This window comes from Mesorhizobium sp. M1169 (assembly GCF_040318345.1).
Taxonomy (GTDB): domain Bacteria; phylum Pseudomonadota; class Alphaproteobacteria; order Rhizobiales; family Rhizobiaceae; genus Mesorhizobium.
The window spans coordinates 49,958-66,150 of record NZ_JAMYME010000022.1 but is presented as its reverse complement, the minus strand read 5'-3'; the positions used below and the strand labels follow the sequence as shown (position 1 = coordinate 66,150).

The following is a 16,193-nucleotide window of genomic DNA, read 5'->3' as shown; positions in this document are numbered from 1 at the left end:
CGAACTCGTCCAATGAGCAGATTGCTGTGCTGAAGGAGAACCTCTTTGATGGCAAACGCGACAAACGCGATCGAACGCAACGAAGAGCCGGAAATAGCGGTCCGACTTAGCGTCTCGAACCCCCTGCGGCCCCAACATGCGTTCGCAGAATGGCTGGGCCGTCTCCAACTTCGTCGTCCAGGCCTGGAGAACGAGCCGATCACGATCTCCGGCTCCTCGTCCCAAAGCCGATCATTCTGCTATGTCGATGACCTGATCGACGGCTTGACTCGCCTGATGAATGAAGAGGCGACCTCGACGAAGCCGCAATCTTGGCAACACTATCGAGGTAGCAATAGCAGAACTGGCCCGCCTTATCATTTCTCTCGCCGGATCTCACAAGGCTCGAATTCCAGCCCCTGCCAGAGGACTTCCCGGCAGCGCTGCCCCCGATATCGGCCGCCCAGGGGCCGCGCCAGGCAACTCCTCTATTGCTCACCGCAGGTGCAAGGAGAGGCTCGGCAAACCACCGCCTATTTCGATGCCCGGAGGCATCCGTGCTGTTGTGCGCGCTGCGCCGCATCGCCTTGGCCGACACCCAGTTGCCACTGCCAGCTGTGGCACGTAGCTCCTCAAGCTGCTGAAGCTCGGGCGCTGCTCAGGATCAGCGCGCGCCGCGTCAAGATCGCCTTCTCCTCGGCCTGCGGCGTCATCCCAAAATGGCGGCTGGTCGCGGCGCGGCCCCTTCGCCCGCGGTTCTCCCGCCTGACACGCCGCGCCGCCCCGCGCCAGACCGGCGGCACCACCCACGCCCCACGGGAGACCAACCCCGGCAACTCTCGCGGCCCGCGCATCCGTCGCCTCGATGGTGCTGGCTGCCGCCCGGAGCGGCTGAAAGCCAGGGCTCGCATCCCTCACCAAGCCCTCAAGCTTGAGAATCCGGGGTAGCCCTCGACGAAGCTACCCTACGCCTAAAGAGGGTGTTCTTGTCTAGGGTTTTCCTCGCGTAAGGTAACATGGTCAAGAAAGAACTATGCGAGGAGCACCTTGCGAGACGCGCGTTACCTCAATCGCGTCAGGAGAGGCCACGATGACAACGAAATCCTTGATAATCACAAAGTCTTTCACAACAGTGCTTGTCAGCCAAAGCGAGTTACTCCGAGAGGGCCTTGTTTTAATTCTGGATGCAGCAAAGTTTCGCATTATTTTCTCTGCGGCTTGTGTTCACGACCTTCTGCAGAAGCCGCTGCCCAAGCACCGGTCCATCTTGCTCATCATGGATGTCGACCGTATTGATGCAGATGCCGGATTTGCGCAAATTTCAGAATTTAAAGGGATTTATCCGACCAGCCATGTCGTTGCGCTAGCCGATCACTGTCGACCCAACGATATAGTTTCAGCCCTTCGCGCGGGGGCCGACGCGTATTTGACAAAAGTTGCCGCTCACGACACCTTCATCAAAGCTCTCGAATTGGTTATGCTGGGGCAGACGGTTCTACCTGCGGAAACTTCGACGTTTATTCAGGACATAAGACATGGTCTAAAATATGATGAATTAGCAGTACATGAGGTTACAAATGTGGCTCTTGCAATGGAGAACGCTGATCGAGAACCATCAATGCTGTCAGCTCGGGAAGATTGTATTATACGTTGCCTGATCGGAGGGGAGTCTAACAAGACAATCGCGCGCAAGATTAACATCGCCGAAGCGACGGTGAAGGTACACGTGAAGGCCATCCTTCGAAAGATTCGGGTCGGCAACCGTACCCAGGCTGCAGTTTGGGCGATGAACCATGGTATGCTCACTTCCGCTCCTGGCAAAGGCCCGTCAGGGACCGAAAACATGGCTACTCAGCCTTCTCACCATCCGCAAGAGCTACTTGAAGGACAAACCGAGTACCACCGTCTCAAGAACACTCATCCTGTGTGACCGCCTCCGGGTCTTGACAGCGACGGATCGCAATGGGGCGCTGAGGTGGACCCTCCAACCGGACCTCAACCCGGCCTTTAGTGATTGCCGCCGCGGATTTCGCAGACAGATGACGGGTTCATAGCGACGTGGTGCCAACCCAGGCCAACTTCGATGCCCATCAGGCCCCCGGGAGGTTCAAACAACTGACCTAGAACGTCTTCCGCGATCATCTGGTGCTCGAATGCCGCCCTGAAGATGGGACGGCGACCTTTGGCACCCCAGTGCCTACGTGCCGCTCACGGCCGACGTGCTGGAACGCAAGATCGAGCTCCTCGACAAGCACTTCGGAACGCGGCGTTCCAAGGACTGGTTCGACCGCCAGACACTCGCTGGGCTTGCGAGGTTGCGCTGGATGGAATGGCACCCGAGCATTTCGCCGAGGCTTTCACGCTCCGGAAGGCAAAATACTTAGCAGTTTGCGAACATTCTCTCGCAAAACTTACGGGGCGATCGTCGAAAAATGGAGTTGGCCTTGAACTCACCGTGTGATCTGCTTAACTAGTTATTCTACAGCGGTCCGGCAACAAGACATCTACAAGCACAGATAGGTACAGAACTAGCACAGATAGTACAGAACTAGCCATGTGCAAGCCGATCGTTTCTACTATCCATTTTGAAGTTGAGGGATTCATCAAAGTGGGCAAGACAAAAATTGCTCCTGGATTTTCGTTCAAGAAAGCGCGGATCGGGATGGTCGAGGGCGGAGAGTCCGGGGTTTTGGTGTGGCATTGGGATCAACTGGTCGCGGTCCTTACTCAGATCGACGAGGAAGCCTACTCCACGAAGGGCAAATGGTTCCTCGAGACAGGCTTCGGGCTGCTGAGCGGGCAGCACAAGAATTTCGATACGATCGAAGAAGCCATAAGATGGGTGGCCAGACACACTTTCCCTGACAGTGCAGATGGATCGGCGGATTCAGCGGCAGAAAGTTAACCCGATTTGCGGTCAGCTTCCCGCCTGGCGGAAGTCGCGCATTCCCTTCTCAATCGGTCGTCCGCGAGGCAAGTTTCCTGTCGGCGGGAATCGTCTTGGCTTTGCGTGCCGCCCTGTGCAGGTCTCCGCGAAGCTTTCGGCGGGACCTAGACCCGTTTGTCAGACGGCCGTCACCTTATGACAGCCGCCTCGTCGCGGTTGAAGCTGACGACCAGAGCGGCATGAGCACTCCACGCCTGAATGTCCTGCAGGAACACGGGACGGTATGTCTACGCCGGCTTGCCGTCGGGTCGAGCGCCGAGAGCTTCTGCGGCCGCATGCGGACCACTGCCTCTGACACTGCGCCCTTGGAACAGCTTTCCATAGGACTGCGGAACAACATCATCGCGACGAAGCCGGGCGCTTCGGAGCTCCCCGCCAAAATCCCCTACAGCATACTATCAGGAAGCTCGGGGCAACGAACCCCACTGGGGCGGGGGCCCCTGTATCTCGGGCGGCTCCCGGATGCCACTCACTGCAACGGAGATCCCCCGACTTTCACTAAGACCGCCCGCCGGGATTCACCCGAGGTGGCCGTCTTATTGCTTGGGATACGCTTCGGCAGGAGTTCCTTCCGCGAAGAGATCGTTGACTTTGTAGGCGACTTCCGTGCGGTTGGTCGCCTTCAGCTTCTTCATGATATTTCGGATGTGGACCTTCACAGTGCTTTCGCGCAGGTTCAGTTCGTAGGCGATGATCTTGTTCGCCTTTCCGCGCCGGAGCGCTTGGGCGACCTCGGCCTGCCTGAGCGTGAACATGCCTTTCAAAGGCTGCGTGTCGGGGCTATCCGAACCTATCAGGTGGCGCATGCAAAGGACACTGCTCGCAGGGACGAAGATGCCTCCCGCTGCCGCGAGGTTGATAGCCTCGACACAGACGTCGATTTCGACCGAGGTCGGAATGTAGCCGCGTGCGCCGCATTCGAGAGCGGTCAGTATGTGTGCAAGATCTTCAGTGTCGGCCAGGATAACCACAGGGACTGATTTGAATTCGGACGAAATATGCCTAATCTCGTCTGCGATGCCCTGATCGGTGATCTTTCGGCCGCCAAGGTTGAAGAGTATGGCTGCAAGAGGAGGTGCCGAGCCCTTCTTCACGCGCCATTCATCGATCGAACCCACGGCGGCGATCTCCATGCCGAGTTCGTGGTCCGCGAGAGCCGATGCGAGACACTCGCGGCCTAGAGCCCGTCCGTCCAGGATGAGGAGGCATCCTCTGCCTGCTTGGCCGTGGACACTTTCCGTTCCGCTGGACAGCACTCCTGACCGTTTGGCCGTGTGTTTACGCCGTCCTGCTGTGGAACCCATGTCACTCCCCAATCTTTTCGCACAGGCCGCGTTGCGGCTGCCAAAACACCCCTCATTCTTCGCAATCTGAAAGCTTGAATACGCTGCCCTGTGTTTGAATGCGCTTGTGATTGAACACCCAGCCCTTGTGAAAGCGTGAGCTCACCAGCAGTTTCAGCAGTTCTTCGCCCCTAGCCGAGAACAGCTTGTGCAGCCTATCGTCTATTTATAAGCGTTCTCTAACATAAGTTAATTTTTAGAAAATTTCGCCTCGACGGTCGCTTGAGGACATGTGTTGAGACCGCGTCACCCCCGCCTTGAAGCTCCGCGCGAGTTCGATCGTGACGCGCGGGTCCGGTCAGATTCAATCCCTTTGGCCATGTGCCAACCGTTGAAATGATTCCCGACCGCTTAAGGAATGCCAAGAGGTGGGATAGCTCTGCGAGGTTGACTAACCGGGTAGGCGATGATGCCATTCTCAGGATGGGACCGCTCAGCCAAACCCCAAGCCCAGCAGCTATTCGAAGGGAGGATCGGTAGTTCCTCGCGATTGCGGACGAGAATTCCTGAAGGTGGATATTGGCATGACCAGGGCGCAGTTCGTGGCATCCGTGGCCAAGCGCTTTAGGTCCGAGAACACCCGGCTGTATCTGCCGCCGTTTATGGGCAGCTTACGCGCATTTCGGCAGCACCTTCTCCTCATGCGATAGGCCATTGTGCCGTCGGTCATGATAATCGGGCCTTTGCGGCTGCCCTCGTCAAGATAGACTGCGGCCAGGTAAGCCGACTGCCAGCCCGGACATCGTCTGGAACTGCCCGAGCGACGGCGCACTGTCGTCTTCCAGCAGAAATTTTGCTGATGGTCTATGCGCTGGCGCCCAGCACCGCGCCGCAGGGGGGCGACGCGAAAACCCCGCTAGAGACGGTTGAACCCGAGCTGAGGGAATAACCTTTACCTGAGATACTCGCTGTCGAATCCGGCTGTTTTGACCAGCTTCTTGCGGTTGATCACCTCTACATAACCTGCCTTGAAAGCGACGAGATCGGCCTTGCGGAGTTCCCTTAACGTCCGATTGAGGTGAACGGTGGTCATTCCGAGGATGTCGGCCAATTCGTGCTGGGTAAGGGGACACTCATATCGTCCATGGGCCGACAGGCCAACGATCGAGAGCCTCTCCTCCAACTCGAGCAGGAAATGGGCGGTGCGGCTCATCGCGTTCCGCCGCCCGGCATTCATGAGATGTTCGGTAAGGATGGCGTTCAGGCGGGCCAGGGAGCAGGCGATAGTCTTGCCGAGCCGGCCTTCCGACAAGATGGCCTCTACCAGTTTCTTGCTGGAAATTTCATAAACAGCTAGTTCGGTTATGGACGCCAGGGACGCTAAACGAGGTCCGTCCACGGAACGGAAACCGACAATGTCCCCCCGCAGAGGAGTGTCGATGATCTGCCGTTCTCCGTCCAGTAGTCCGCGGTAAAGGAGGGCCCAACCCGATTTTACGATGAATATCCCATCGTTATTGTCATCCTGGCGGCATATCACGGAATGGGGTTTGTAAATTCTTGCGGTAACACCGAGAAAATCGTTGTTACCCCAATCGTCCTTCGAGAATGTCCCCCCTACGGGATGCGAGTGTATGAACTGCAACAGTGTTTGCATGTTGCTTCAATTTCCGCACAACCTACAATAATTACTCCCGTACGAGTTCGACAGAAGGACCACCTACGGTAGAGGCAGGATGGCCTACTGTCCTCGTCTGTTTGAATGAAGTAGATTGACGGTCGGAAAAGCGCGGTCGCGCCAGTTGTCGCACCTCACTAGCAGGCTGTTGAAGAAGTCTGACGTATTGCCTTGAGGATGGCGTCGTCGCCGTTGTGGTAGGCGAATGTGATCTCGATCGAGCCGTCGTCGAGCAATTCGGCATAGCCGTCGCCTGTGACTTCATCCATCTCGTCGCACCCGGCCATGTGAAGTGAACTATCGAGGGGCTGTAGCTCAGTTCGAGACCGGCTTGCAGGGCGCCAAAGGCGATCTCGCCGTTGTTGTCGGGTCCGATGGCGATGGTTGCGGGTCCACCGAGGTTCAGGTAACCGCGATCCCACAGATCGGCTTCGATGATCCGCCAGCGGCCGATCAGTTGGCAGCCTGCGGGCACGGTCATTTCGACGCCGCCAAGAGCTTGGGCAGCCGCACCAGATTGTAGGCGGCGGCCGCGAAGGTGAAGGCCCACCCAACGCGGTCGCGGCCGCGCAATTTGGTCTTCTCCTGCCCAGCGACGGTTTTGATCCAGCCGAACGCCTCTTCGATGCGCTTTCTGATGCGCTGGCTGACGGCATAGCCACCGTGGCGCGTGGTGCGGCGATCGATCGCCGAACGACGGCCGTTCGTGTTCTGCGCTACGTGTGGTGTCACCTTCATCGAGCGCAACTCGTTGACGAAGTCCTCTGCGTCATAGGCCTTGTCGGCGCCGAGCGTGATCGCCCGCGGCCGGTCGGCACGAGGTTCGATCATGTGCAGGGCCGCCACTAGCTCGGCATGTCCGTCGGCCAGCGTCAGACAGGCTTCCACCAGCAGGCCGTGGCGGTTCTCCATCAACCCATGTCCCATGAAGCACAACCTGGCCTCCTTGCCCCGCCCTTTGCGGTAGAGCCTGGCGTCGGCGTCGGTAGTCGAGGTATGCGTCTCGTTCGATCGCCTCTCGCCGTGGAAGTCCGCTTCCGCATTGCGTCCGCCGCCGTCTGCCGGCGGTTCGCCATGACCGCCGCTTGGGCCGCCCTTTGGGTTGACGCTCTTCATCGAAGCCCAGGCCTCGATCAGCGTGCCGTCGACCGAGAAGTGATCCGTGGACAGGAGCTTCCTGACTTTGGGTTGCGCCAGCACGGCCGCCAGGAACTTCGCCGCGATATCGCCCTCCAGCAGCCGGTCACGGTTTTTGGAGAACACCGAATGATCCCAGGCTGCGTCGTCGACGCCGATGCCGACGAACCAGCGGAACAGGAGGTCGTATTCCAACCGTTCCATCAAAAGCCGCTCCGAGCGGATCGAATAGAACGCCTGCAAAAGCATCGCCCGCAGTTTCTCCGGCGGGATAGATGGCCGTCCGATCGGCGAATATAGCGCCGCGAACTCACGCTCCAGCCTCGACAGGGCTTCAGTCACGATCGTCCTGATCGCCCGCAATGGATGATTGCGCCGAACCCGGACCTAAAGGTCCACGTAGCTGAAAAGTTCGCCAGTTCGATCGCCGCCGCCGCGCACTCGTCATCTCCGAATCCCTTCGGAGCCAGTGAATCATTGCTGCGGTCCGGTGGCGAGGGCCTTTTTCAACAGCCTGCTAGACGGTTTCGAGCCGGCTGAACCGAACCGGGATGAGTTTCCGGGTCTCGAGCTGTCCTGCCGCATCCTTGTCGATGACAGTCAGAAACTGTGCTTCTTTAGATCCCAAAGGCAGAACCAGCCGTCCCCCCGGCTTGAGTTGCTTCAGAAAAGCCGGCGGTGTCTGCTCAGCCGCCGCCGTGACCAGGATCTTGTCGAATGGGGCGTGCTCGGGCCAGCCGCGAGACCCGTCTCCGACACGAATGCCGACATTGGATAAGCCTAGCTCCTGCAGGAGAGCCTCCGCACGGCTTACGAATTCCTCGATGATTTCTACGCTCCAAACCTGCCCGGCGAGTTCCGCGAGGATTGCGGTTTGATAGCCCAGGCCAGTGCCGATCTCGAGCACCGCCTCGTGCGGTTGGGGAGCAAGGAGATCGGTCATGAGAGCGACGATGAATGGCTGCGAGATGGTTTTATCGAAGCCAATCGGCAGCGGCATATCCTGGTAGGCATAAGGTGCAACCGACGCTGGCACGAAAAGATGCCGCGGCACTCGCCGCATCGCTGCCATCACCCGCTCATCGAGCGCCGCCTTGCCGAGTTCTTCGCTTGCAAGATCGGTATGGATTGCAATCATCTCGACCATGTGCCTGCGTAGGACCGCGAGGTGCTCTTCGTTCATTGGCTTCATGACGGTGGGGCTTTCCTCAACCAGTTTGCTGCCGGTGAGCATTATATCCCGTTCGTCACGGTAGCGCCCGCCATCGTTTCCATTACGGGTGCCAAGGGCAAGCGTGGGTGACCATCTTGGCAGGCTATCGCCGGCGGCGACCCTGGAGATTCTGGGCGCTATATCCCCATAGCGGTGTGTCCCACATGCGGCTATCTCGCGCATCAGCTTCGCCAGACGGATGTTTTCCGGGATCGAAAACTGCTGGCGGATGGAGGCGCAGGACAGTGTGGTCGCCGCATGAGAAAATTGCGGGTCGCGCTCGACGAGCGCGATCGAGCCCGAAAACCCTTCCTTGCGCAGGTAATAGGCAACCGACGAGCGCCTATGATCAGAAGGATGCCGAAGGCGCCGGCCAAGGCAGAGGCTGTCCAGTGGCGGCCAGCGACCAGGCTCAAGATAGCCGAGGTCGGAGGCGAGGGCGCGGAGGGAGTTTTTGCCGATGCCTTCCTGGGCCAGATGGCGCAGCATCGCGACGTCGTGGTGGGTCAGGATTTTGGCCAAAGGATCTCGGCGGTCGAAGGGCAGCACCGAATCCAATGCGAGTCGGAGCGCTCGGCGCGTCGAACACCATTGCCCGGTGGCCGAGCGACGCGGTCAGTCGCCATTCGCGAGCGGTCCGAGAATTCGAACTCCCTGGCCGCGCGCGGCAACTGCGAGCTTGCGATCGAGGGTGGCCAGCGGCAACGCGGTTTCGATTGCCAGCGCAAGGTAGGCGGCGTCATAGGCGCTGAGACCGTGCCCGGTGGCAAGCTCGATGATGGCCCCATCACGGCCGGCGCCCGCATCCTCAAGCGGCAGCCGGCGAAGTCGCGCCATGGCAGCGATCGATTCGCCGGGAACGATCCGCCCGCGCCGTTCGGCCGTCAGGACAATGCTGCGCGCCTCGTGCCAGAACAAGGAAGGGACTGGAGATTGGCCTCTCAGTCCCGCGACCAGTGTTTCGGCCGCCTCACTGTGCTGCTCGGGCAAGAGCCAGGCAGCGGCAAAGGAGGCGTCGAGGACCAGGATCATCAGTAACGATGCCCTTCGTGACGCCAGGCCAGGATCTCTTCAGTGGTCACAGGCTTCGCCTTGGCGCGCGCGGCGCGAACCTCGTCGATCAAGGCGTCCAGCCGGTTATCCTTGTGGATTCGGGAGAGTTTTGCGATAGGATCGTTGCCGCGCGAAATAATCACTTCCTCGCCGGCCTCGACTTTCGCCAGCAGTTCGGAGAGATGAGTCTTGGCCTCGCCGACCTTCACTGTGATGGTCATTTTCCTTCCTCGCGTGGCGTTTTGGCCGCCGTGTTCAGTCACGGTCACTCTCGTCGTGCTGAACGCCGCCCTGCACGAAAAATGCGATTTTGCGCGACCATAGCGTCGATTCCGCCGGTTGGTCAACGCTTGGTCAAGTCACTATCGATAAGAGGTCATTATCGATAGTGAGAAGGCTGCCAGACAAACCCTACAAGTCAACCTAAATCAAGATAGCTCGACTATGGCAAATCGGCTATTGTGAAAACAATGGCTTACGCGATTCGAGACTTGCCCTTGGAGACCCTGTTTGGGCCGGTCGCGCTAGCGACCGAAACCTTGGCGCGGCTCGACGAACGGCTGGCGCGTTCCGCAGTTCGCGAAGGTTTTGTCGAGCGCCAGCACTTCGCCGACGCGGCTGCCGCGCTCTGGCTCGAGGGGCGAGCTCGTCCACGTCGAAGACCTCGTCCTGCATGACGCCACATGGATGTCCGCACGCCGACTCACGAGCTGACCCGGGCGCATGCGGTGCTGCGAACCCGCCGGCGAATTTTTGCGCAAAAACCGGACTGGCGCTCAGCCGCGACGGTTTTTTGGCGCTGGCCGGTCGCGGCGGCGCTACGCTGGCATCGGAACAAAAAAGCCGGGACGGGGGGGCTGGAGCCAGCTCTTTTGAAGTCGACGGTCGCGAGGACGTTGAGGACGATCTGCTGGCCGAAGAATTTGCCGAGATCGATGCCGTCCTGGCACGTTCATCAAAGCTTCTCAGCGGCGCCGACGTGCCGGCGAAAGCGGGGCGCCCGGACGACCGGCCGGACCTGATTTACGATCTCGACTGGAATGAGGAAGAACGGCTGTCCGAATGGCACGCTGTGCTCGCGGAAACGCGGGAGCAACCAGTCGTCCTGCGCGCTGCGATCCTGCTCGAGGCCTGGTCCGACATTGAGGTGCTGCAGCATGCAGCTTGGCTCGGGCCGCTGTTCGTTGCCGCGCTGCTGCGACAGGAAGGGCTCGCCGCCCATCATCTCGCTTGCCTTCATCTCGGCGTGAAAAACATTCCGCGCGAGCGGAGGCGGGCGCGCAATCGCGGCGATCGGCTGCTCGCGCTGCTCGACGCCATTCACGACGCAGCGCTGGCCGGCTTGAAGGAACATGATCGGCTATCGATGGCGAAAAGCCAGATGGAGCGGCGGCTCAAGCAACGTCGCGCCAGCTCGAAACTCCCCGACCTGGTCGAGCTCGTCATATCGCGGCCGCTCATCTCGGCAGGCATGATCCAGGTGCGGCTAAAAGTGACAAAACAAGGGGCGCTCAATCTGGTCGGCGAGCTTGGCCTGCGCGAGATGACGGGCAGGGGAAGGTTTCGTGCCTGGGAATTGTTTAGGTCCGCAGCCATTCGCGCCAACTTTACGAAATTATCGAACTTGACGAACTTGCTTTCTGTAACCATATTGGTGGCAGCAACAGGTTGTCATCATGGCCGCTCCAAAACGCAGCAATCATAGCGGGCCCGCATCCCATACAGGAGTCGCCGCCCTGAGCTTCACCACAAAGCTTCCGGCACAGGCCGATTTCAAGAAGGTATTGCTCGAACGCTATCAGGAAGCGATCGCACGCAGCCGCAAGATCGGCCATCGCGTCTCGTTCCGGGTAGAGGTCGATCCGGCGGCCGATGCGCAGACGATCACGCCGGTCGAAGAGCAACCGATCGCTTCAGACGATACCTTTCCCGTCGAGGACACGGGCAAGCCAGACGCTGAACTTGAAGCGGCTCTTGCCGGAGCGCGCGCGCGTGGCCGCAAGCGTGTCGCCGAAATTGTCGCCGGCGAGGACATGCTGAGCGCAGATGCCTTTGCCAAGCTGCTCGGCACCTCGCGCGTGACGGTCAACGCCAGGCGGCAAAGCGGACAGGTGCTCGGGATCGATGGCGCCAAACGCGGCTTCCGCTTTCCTGTCTGGCAACTCGACAAGGACGGTCGTCCCTTCGGCGCATTGCCGGCGCTGCATGCCACGTTGGGCAACAGTGCCTGGGCCGTCTATCGGTTTCTGGTTTCGCGCCACGGCGTCCTCGATGGCCGGACGGGCCTTCGAGCCCTTCAGCAAAGCGACGATGCCGCGGTGTTGGCCGTAGCGGAAGGCATGGCCAGGGGCGATTTCGACTGAATGCCCGGCCTTCCACCTCCCCCCGATTTCGCGGCCGCAAAGCTCGAAATCGAGACCATATCGACGGGACGGACATTCGGCCGGATCTACTGGAGCACCTATCCCAATCCTTTGGGATACGGGAAGTCGCCGAGCCGGTTCAGCGATCCTCGACGCCGTGTTGACGTCAATCGGTTTGGCGTTCTTTACCTCGGTGACTCCCTGAAGGTGTGCTTCCTCGAGACCGTGCTCCGCGACCGCCGCGAAGGAATCTTTGACGATCTTCCGATCGAGGAGGTGGAGCTGATCCGACGGCGCTATGCGGAGATCGCGACCACGACACCTGGTCGACCTCAGAGGCGACAATGTCGTTCGGATGGGTGTGCCGACCGATGCCGTTCGGGCACAGCGCCAGAACCTGGCGCGCCGGTGGTCGCTGGCGTTTCACGAGCACCATCTGAGCCTGACGGGGTCATTTACCCCTCGCGCCTCAACGGCGCGACCAATCTCGCCATCTACGATCGCGCGGTACCGAAGCTGCAGCCCAAGCGCGTCATGACCCTTCTCGGCGCGCCAGGGCTGGCTCAGGTTCTGGAGGATTTCAGGGTGGGATTGGTGTGAAGGTGCAGCCACATCCGTATCGCTTAGCGAAGCTCGCTGTAGCGCCTAGAAGCGTCCACTGAGCCGGAGCAACGGAACGACCGGTGTGGGGCCGGACTGCCGACAGTCTGCTTTCAGATTGCGAATGCGGAAAGCTGCCGCACTCGGACGGCTACAAACTCCATGATTTTATCAACCGGCTGCTTTTGGCTCCGAGCCGAACAGCTGAATCCACAGACCCAAAAGATTTTGATTGTCCGATAGCCATAAATTGCCGTCGGGCAGTGCTGCGGTGTGGATGGTGTCGTTAACTGGATGCGCAACGGACCTTCCATGCGTGCACCACAACATCGGAAGTTGGCGCCTCAAGGTGACAACTGAAAACCTGGCCCAACGCATGTTCATGATTTGTGCTTCGAAAGTCGCATAAAAGGGCAGTGTGGAATGCACAAAGCAGCAGGATGAGTGGGGCCCCGTTCATAACGCGTAGGCCCCGCTAACATCGGCTGAGTCCGCAATTCAGCTAATCCGGCCGTGCTTCCGATGCGACAGCATCCAGGAGCAGGGTATCGCACCCTAAACACGCTGGCGTCTCCGCACACCTACATCACACACGCAATTTGAACGAGCCAAGCTACCGCGAAGCGTCAGCCTGTCCGCGCTCAGGCGATGAGGATCGCCCGGAAGTCGTTGACGTTGGTTCGCGTCGGACCCGTGATAACGAGATCATCGAGCATGCCGAACACGCTATAGCTGTCATGCTCGGCGAGCTTGGCGGCAGGGTTCAGACCGGCGGACAGGGCTCGTGTCCAACTGTCTGGACCGATGGTGGCCCCGGCGGCATCTTCGGTGCCGTCGATGCCGTCGGTATCGCCCGCCAGCGCCCATATGCCCGGTTCGCCCTTCAAGCCGGCGAGAAGCGAAAGCAGGAAGGCAGTGTTTCTCCCGCCGCGCCCGGCCGGGCCGGAGCCGATCGAAACGGTGGTCTCTCCCCCGGATAGAAGTACGGCGGAGGGAGCAACTGGCACGCCGTGATGCCTGACGGAGCGCGCAATTCCTGACATGACGGTCCCGAGGCTTGCAGCGTCGCCCTCCAACGCGTCGCCGAGGATGAGCGCTTGCAGCCCGTGGCGCCGAGCCTCTTCAGCGACGGCTGTGAGCATTTTTGCGGGCGTAGCGATTACCCGATAGTCCAGGGCTGCAGCAACTGCTGCCGGTTCTTGAGGTCGCGCTAAGGCCTGGCGGACATGCGGCGGCAATAAGCGTCCGGCCCCAGTCAAGAACGTTGTGAGGTCCAACTCTTGGCCCGCAGCAGCATAGGTGGGGCCCGAGGCGATGGCCATCGGATCATCGCCCGGGACGTCCGAGATGGCCAGCGTCACTAGCCTGGCGGGCGCGGCGGCCCGTGCAAGTTTCCCTCCTTTCACCGCCGACAGGCGCCGGCGGACCGTATTCATGAGGCCGATATCGACCCCGCACGACAACAGCAGGCGGTTCACCTCCTGCTTGTCCTGAAGCGTGATGCCGTCCACTGGCTGGACGAGAAGGGACGAGCCGCCCCCCGACATGAGCGCGAGAACCAGATCGTCCGGCCCGAGGTTCTTCACAGCTTCTAGCATCAGCCGCGCAGCGCGGAGGCTGTTGTCGTCCGGGACCGGGTGGCCGGCCTCCAATACCTCGATCCTGCTGGTTTCGACTGCGTGGCCGTAGCGGGTCGAGACCACGCCGGTCATCTGCACATCCGGCCAAGCCTCCTCCACCGCTTGGGCCATGAGCGCGGACGCCTTGCCTGCGCCAATCACCACGCACCTGCCGTGCGGTGGATCGGGCAGATGTTGGGCTAGAACCCGCCGCGGGTCGGCGCTCTCTATGGCGGTGTCGAAAAGCCGGCGTAACAGGCCCCGTTCCCATTGGTCAGATCGATTCAAGAATGAGCCTTTCGACAGGTGCTACCGTGTTCGGTCCGCCAAGGGCTGAGCAGGCCTCGATTAGGCGTTGCCCGGTGCCATAGCAACCGGCTGCCGCGGTACGTATGCAGCGTGGAGGGCGGCCAGCGCAGGCTCGATGAGCGCAAGCAGCCTTTTCCTCGACACGCCATCGCGGGCCTGGACCGACAGTCCGTGAAGAACTGCGGCAATGTGGTCGCCTAGAATCTCGGTATCCGTGCCGTGCTTGAGTTCACCTTGCGCCGCCGCCCTGCGCAGACGTTTGATGATCGATTGGGTGCGGGAGCGCCGATGGCTCGCCAGCCATTTCAACACATCCTCGTTTTCCAGGCTGCAATTGGTTGCGGCTGCGACCACCATACATCCGCGGGGTTTGTCGGGCCGCGTGTAAAGCGCGGCCGCATCGCGAAGCATGCTCGCCATGGCTGTCCGGACATCCGTATCGGCGTCCAGCGCTATTGACGCGAACCCTCCTTCGGACGCCTCGTAAAGGGCAATTGCTTCCCGGAAGAGGTGTTCTTTCGAGCCGAAGGCGGCGTAGATCCGCGCCGACGCGAGACCCAGTGCGGAAACCAAATCGGACATCGACACGCCTTCGTAGCCCCGCGACCAAAATGCGTCGCGCGCCTTAGCCAGCGCCTCGGCTCGGTCGAATTCACGCGGCCTGCCTGCCATCCTGTTCCCTTTCCTTGAGGAAGATAGCTAGTTGGCCGGCGTGGGAAACGCAAGCGCCATTGTTGAATGATAGCTAAAGAATACCCTCGAAGGGCTACGGATCAAACTTCGAGACATCCGGATAAGTCTGAAGACCAGAGTGGTTTAGCGTGGGTTCATTCAACACACAGCAGGTTCACAATGATCAAAGTCCTCTCGATGATGAAGCGCAAGGATGGCATGACGCTGGACGAGTTCAGGCATTGGCTGACCCGCGAGCACGTCAACCTCTCCCGCGAAATACCCGGGCTCGAACGGTTCGTCGTGAACGTTCCAGACGTCGACTCCCCGGAAAATCCGTTCGACGCAGTGAATGAACTCTATTTCAAGGATGAGGCCGCGATGAAGGCCGCCTTCGGATCTCCGGAGGGCCAGGCATCCGGCGCGGACGCGCTGGCGAACATTTCGGGAAGATCGCGGCTCGTGACCACCGAATACAAGCTGATCTGAGGGGGCGATGACGCTTACTCGCGAGGATTCTGGCATCGCAGCCGCCGATGTTGAGTTGGCCGTCGAGGATAGCGGGGGCGGCTTTCCCGTTGTCTACATTCACGGCCTCGGCGGTTCAGGCAATGTCTTCGAAGCCCAGATCACCGCGCTGACTGACTTCCGGTCCGTCAGGATCGATCTCCCAGGTTCGGGCCGCTCAGGCGTGCCGCAGGGAACGCTGTCGATCGAGAGCATGGCCAGCGCGGTGTCGCGGTGCCTTTCGGCCCTTGGCATTACCCGGTTTTGCCTGGTCGGCCATTCACTAGGCTCGCTTGTCTGCCAAGCGCTCGCAGTGCGGGAGCCGACGCGTGTCGCCGCCATGGTCTTGATCGGCGCGATCGCGGAGCCTTCGGATGCGGCGCGAACTGGGCTGCGGTCGCGCGCTGCCCTGGCGCGAAGAGTGGACATGGCGCAGATCGCCGACCAAATCGTCACGGGGGCACTGTCGCGAGCGTCCCGCGCTTCCAATCCGGCAGCCGTCGTTGCGGTGCGGGAACTGATCATGCGCCAGCACCCTGAGGGATATGCACGAACTTGCGAAGCCTTGAGCGAGGCCCAAGCTTACGATCTCTCCGGGGTTACCGCCCCGGTTCTACTCATCGCCGGAGGCGCCGACCCCGTCTCGTCTGCTGAGACGTCCAGGTTTCTTGCCTCGAAGCTGTCGGATGCGCGGCTGGCCGTTATCGAGGATGTCGGCCACTGGATTCCGATCGAGGCAGCGCAGAGCTGCTCCAACCTGATCGCGGAGTTTTTCAGCGAGAGAGGCATCGCACGTTAGGCAGCGCTCACGAGGACGAGCGCTGTCGGGAAGT

At 60.4% G+C, this 16,193-nt stretch carries 15 protein-coding genes and 3 pseudogenes; 8 read left to right on the top strand and 10 right to left on the bottom strand.

The genetic code is table 11. The features are described from left to right. Window positions 1-48 precede the first annotated feature (48 nt). From NKH41_RS20915 to NKH41_RS20900, 3 genes are all read left to right on the top strand, one after another. Entirely contained in the window at window positions 49-927 is an 879-nt protein-coding gene (locus NKH41_RS20915; protein WP_352933671.1) for an NAD-dependent epimerase/dehydratase family protein, read from the top strand. 142 nt (window positions 928-1,069) lie between these two features. Next, window positions 1,070-1,909: a LuxR C-terminal-related transcriptional regulator gene (locus tag NKH41_RS20910; RefSeq protein WP_352933669.1), complete on the top strand. Its 840-nt coding sequence runs from the start codon at window positions 1,070-1,072 to the stop codon at window positions 1,907-1,909. A 624-nt stretch (window positions 1,910-2,533) separates the two neighbouring features. After that, the gene (locus NKH41_RS20900) at window positions 2,534-2,884 is read left to right on the top strand and encodes a hypothetical protein (protein WP_352933666.1); all 351 of its coding nucleotides are present in this window, start codon (window positions 2,534-2,536) and stop codon (window positions 2,882-2,884) included. A gap of 578 nt (window positions 2,885-3,462) precedes the next feature. Here NKH41_RS20900 and NKH41_RS20895 read toward each other — a convergent pair. From NKH41_RS20895 to NKH41_RS20860, 8 genes and pseudogenes are all read right to left on the bottom strand, one after another. After that, window positions 3,463-4,230: a response regulator transcription factor gene (locus tag NKH41_RS20895; protein WP_352933663.1), complete on the bottom strand. Its 768-nt coding sequence runs from the start codon at window positions 4,228-4,230 to the stop codon at window positions 3,463-3,465. 931 nt (window positions 4,231-5,161) lie between these two features. Continuing rightward, complete coding sequence (locus tag NKH41_RS20890) at window positions 5,162-5,866, bottom strand: Crp/Fnr family transcriptional regulator (protein WP_352933660.1); 705 nt, start codon at window positions 5,864-5,866, stop codon at window positions 5,162-5,164. Window positions 5,867-6,024: 158 nt separating this feature from the next. After that, a complete protein-coding gene (locus NKH41_RS20885) occupies window positions 6,025-6,156 on the bottom strand; it encodes a hypothetical protein (RefSeq protein WP_352933657.1) in 132 nt (43 codons plus the stop codon). Between the two features lie 208 nt (window positions 6,157-6,364). After that, window positions 6,365-7,465, bottom strand: a pseudogene (locus NKH41_RS20880) (IS5 family transposase). Window positions 7,466-7,541: 76 nt separating this feature from the next. Beyond that, window positions 7,542-8,216, bottom strand: a complete 675-nt coding sequence (locus tag NKH41_RS20875) for a protein-L-isoaspartate(D-aspartate) O-methyltransferase (RefSeq protein WP_352933758.1) — start codon at window positions 8,214-8,216, stop codon at window positions 7,542-7,544. 379 nt (window positions 8,217-8,595) lie between these two features. After that, a pseudogene (locus NKH41_RS20870) lies at window positions 8,596-8,795 on the bottom strand (integrase); the annotation flags it as partial. 57 nt (window positions 8,796-8,852) lie between these two features. After that, window positions 8,853-9,272 (bottom strand): type II toxin-antitoxin system VapC family toxin, encoded by a 420-nt coding sequence (locus tag NKH41_RS20865; protein ID WP_352933755.1) that lies wholly within the window; start codon window positions 9,270-9,272, stop codon window positions 8,853-8,855. Continuing rightward, window positions 9,269-9,511 (bottom strand): type II toxin-antitoxin system Phd/YefM family antitoxin, encoded by a 243-nt coding sequence (locus tag NKH41_RS20860; RefSeq protein ID WP_352592901.1) that lies wholly within the window; start codon window positions 9,509-9,511, stop codon window positions 9,269-9,271. Before NKH41_RS20860 ends, NKH41_RS20865 begins: the two co-directional genes overlap by 4 nt. 249 nt (window positions 9,512-9,760) lie before the next feature. Between NKH41_RS20860 and NKH41_RS20855 the strand changes: the two are divergent. The 3 genes and pseudogenes from NKH41_RS20855 to NKH41_RS20845 form a co-directional block, all read left to right on the top strand. After that, window positions 9,761-10,872, top strand: a pseudogene (locus NKH41_RS20855) (RHE_PE00001 family protein); the annotation flags it as partial. A 94-nt stretch (window positions 10,873-10,966) separates the two neighbouring features. Further along, entirely contained in the window at window positions 10,967-11,653 is a 687-nt protein-coding gene (locus tag NKH41_RS20850; protein WP_352933651.1) for an XRE family transcriptional regulator, read from the top strand. Further along, window positions 11,654-12,253, top strand: a complete 600-nt coding sequence (locus NKH41_RS20845) for an RES family NAD+ phosphorylase (RefSeq protein WP_352933648.1) — start codon at window positions 11,654-11,656, stop codon at window positions 12,251-12,253. 641 nt (window positions 12,254-12,894) lie between these two features. Here the strand turns inward: NKH41_RS20845 and NKH41_RS20840 are convergent. Both NKH41_RS20840 and NKH41_RS20835 read right to left on the bottom strand, forming a co-directional pair. Continuing rightward, window positions 12,895-14,160 carry a glycerate kinase type-2 family protein gene (locus NKH41_RS20840; RefSeq protein ID WP_352933645.1) on the bottom strand — a complete coding sequence of 422 codons (1,266 nt, stop codon included), beginning with the start codon at window positions 14,158-14,160 and terminating at the stop codon, window positions 12,895-12,897. A 60-nt stretch (window positions 14,161-14,220) separates the two neighbouring features. After that, entirely contained in the window at window positions 14,221-14,853 is a 633-nt protein-coding gene (locus NKH41_RS20835) for a TetR/AcrR family transcriptional regulator (protein WP_352933642.1), read from the bottom strand. 180 nt (window positions 14,854-15,033) lie between these two features. Here NKH41_RS20835 and NKH41_RS20830 point away from each other — a divergent pair, with 180 nt between their 5' ends. After that, complete coding sequence (locus NKH41_RS20830) at window positions 15,034-15,342, top strand: EthD family reductase (RefSeq protein ID WP_352933639.1); 309 nt, start codon at window positions 15,034-15,036, stop codon at window positions 15,340-15,342. 7 nt (window positions 15,343-15,349) lie between these two features. Further along, window positions 15,350-16,159, top strand: a complete 810-nt coding sequence (locus tag NKH41_RS20825) for an alpha/beta fold hydrolase (protein WP_352933636.1) — start codon at window positions 15,350-15,352, stop codon at window positions 16,157-16,159. The last annotated feature ends 34 nt before the right edge of the window (window positions 16,160-16,193 follow it).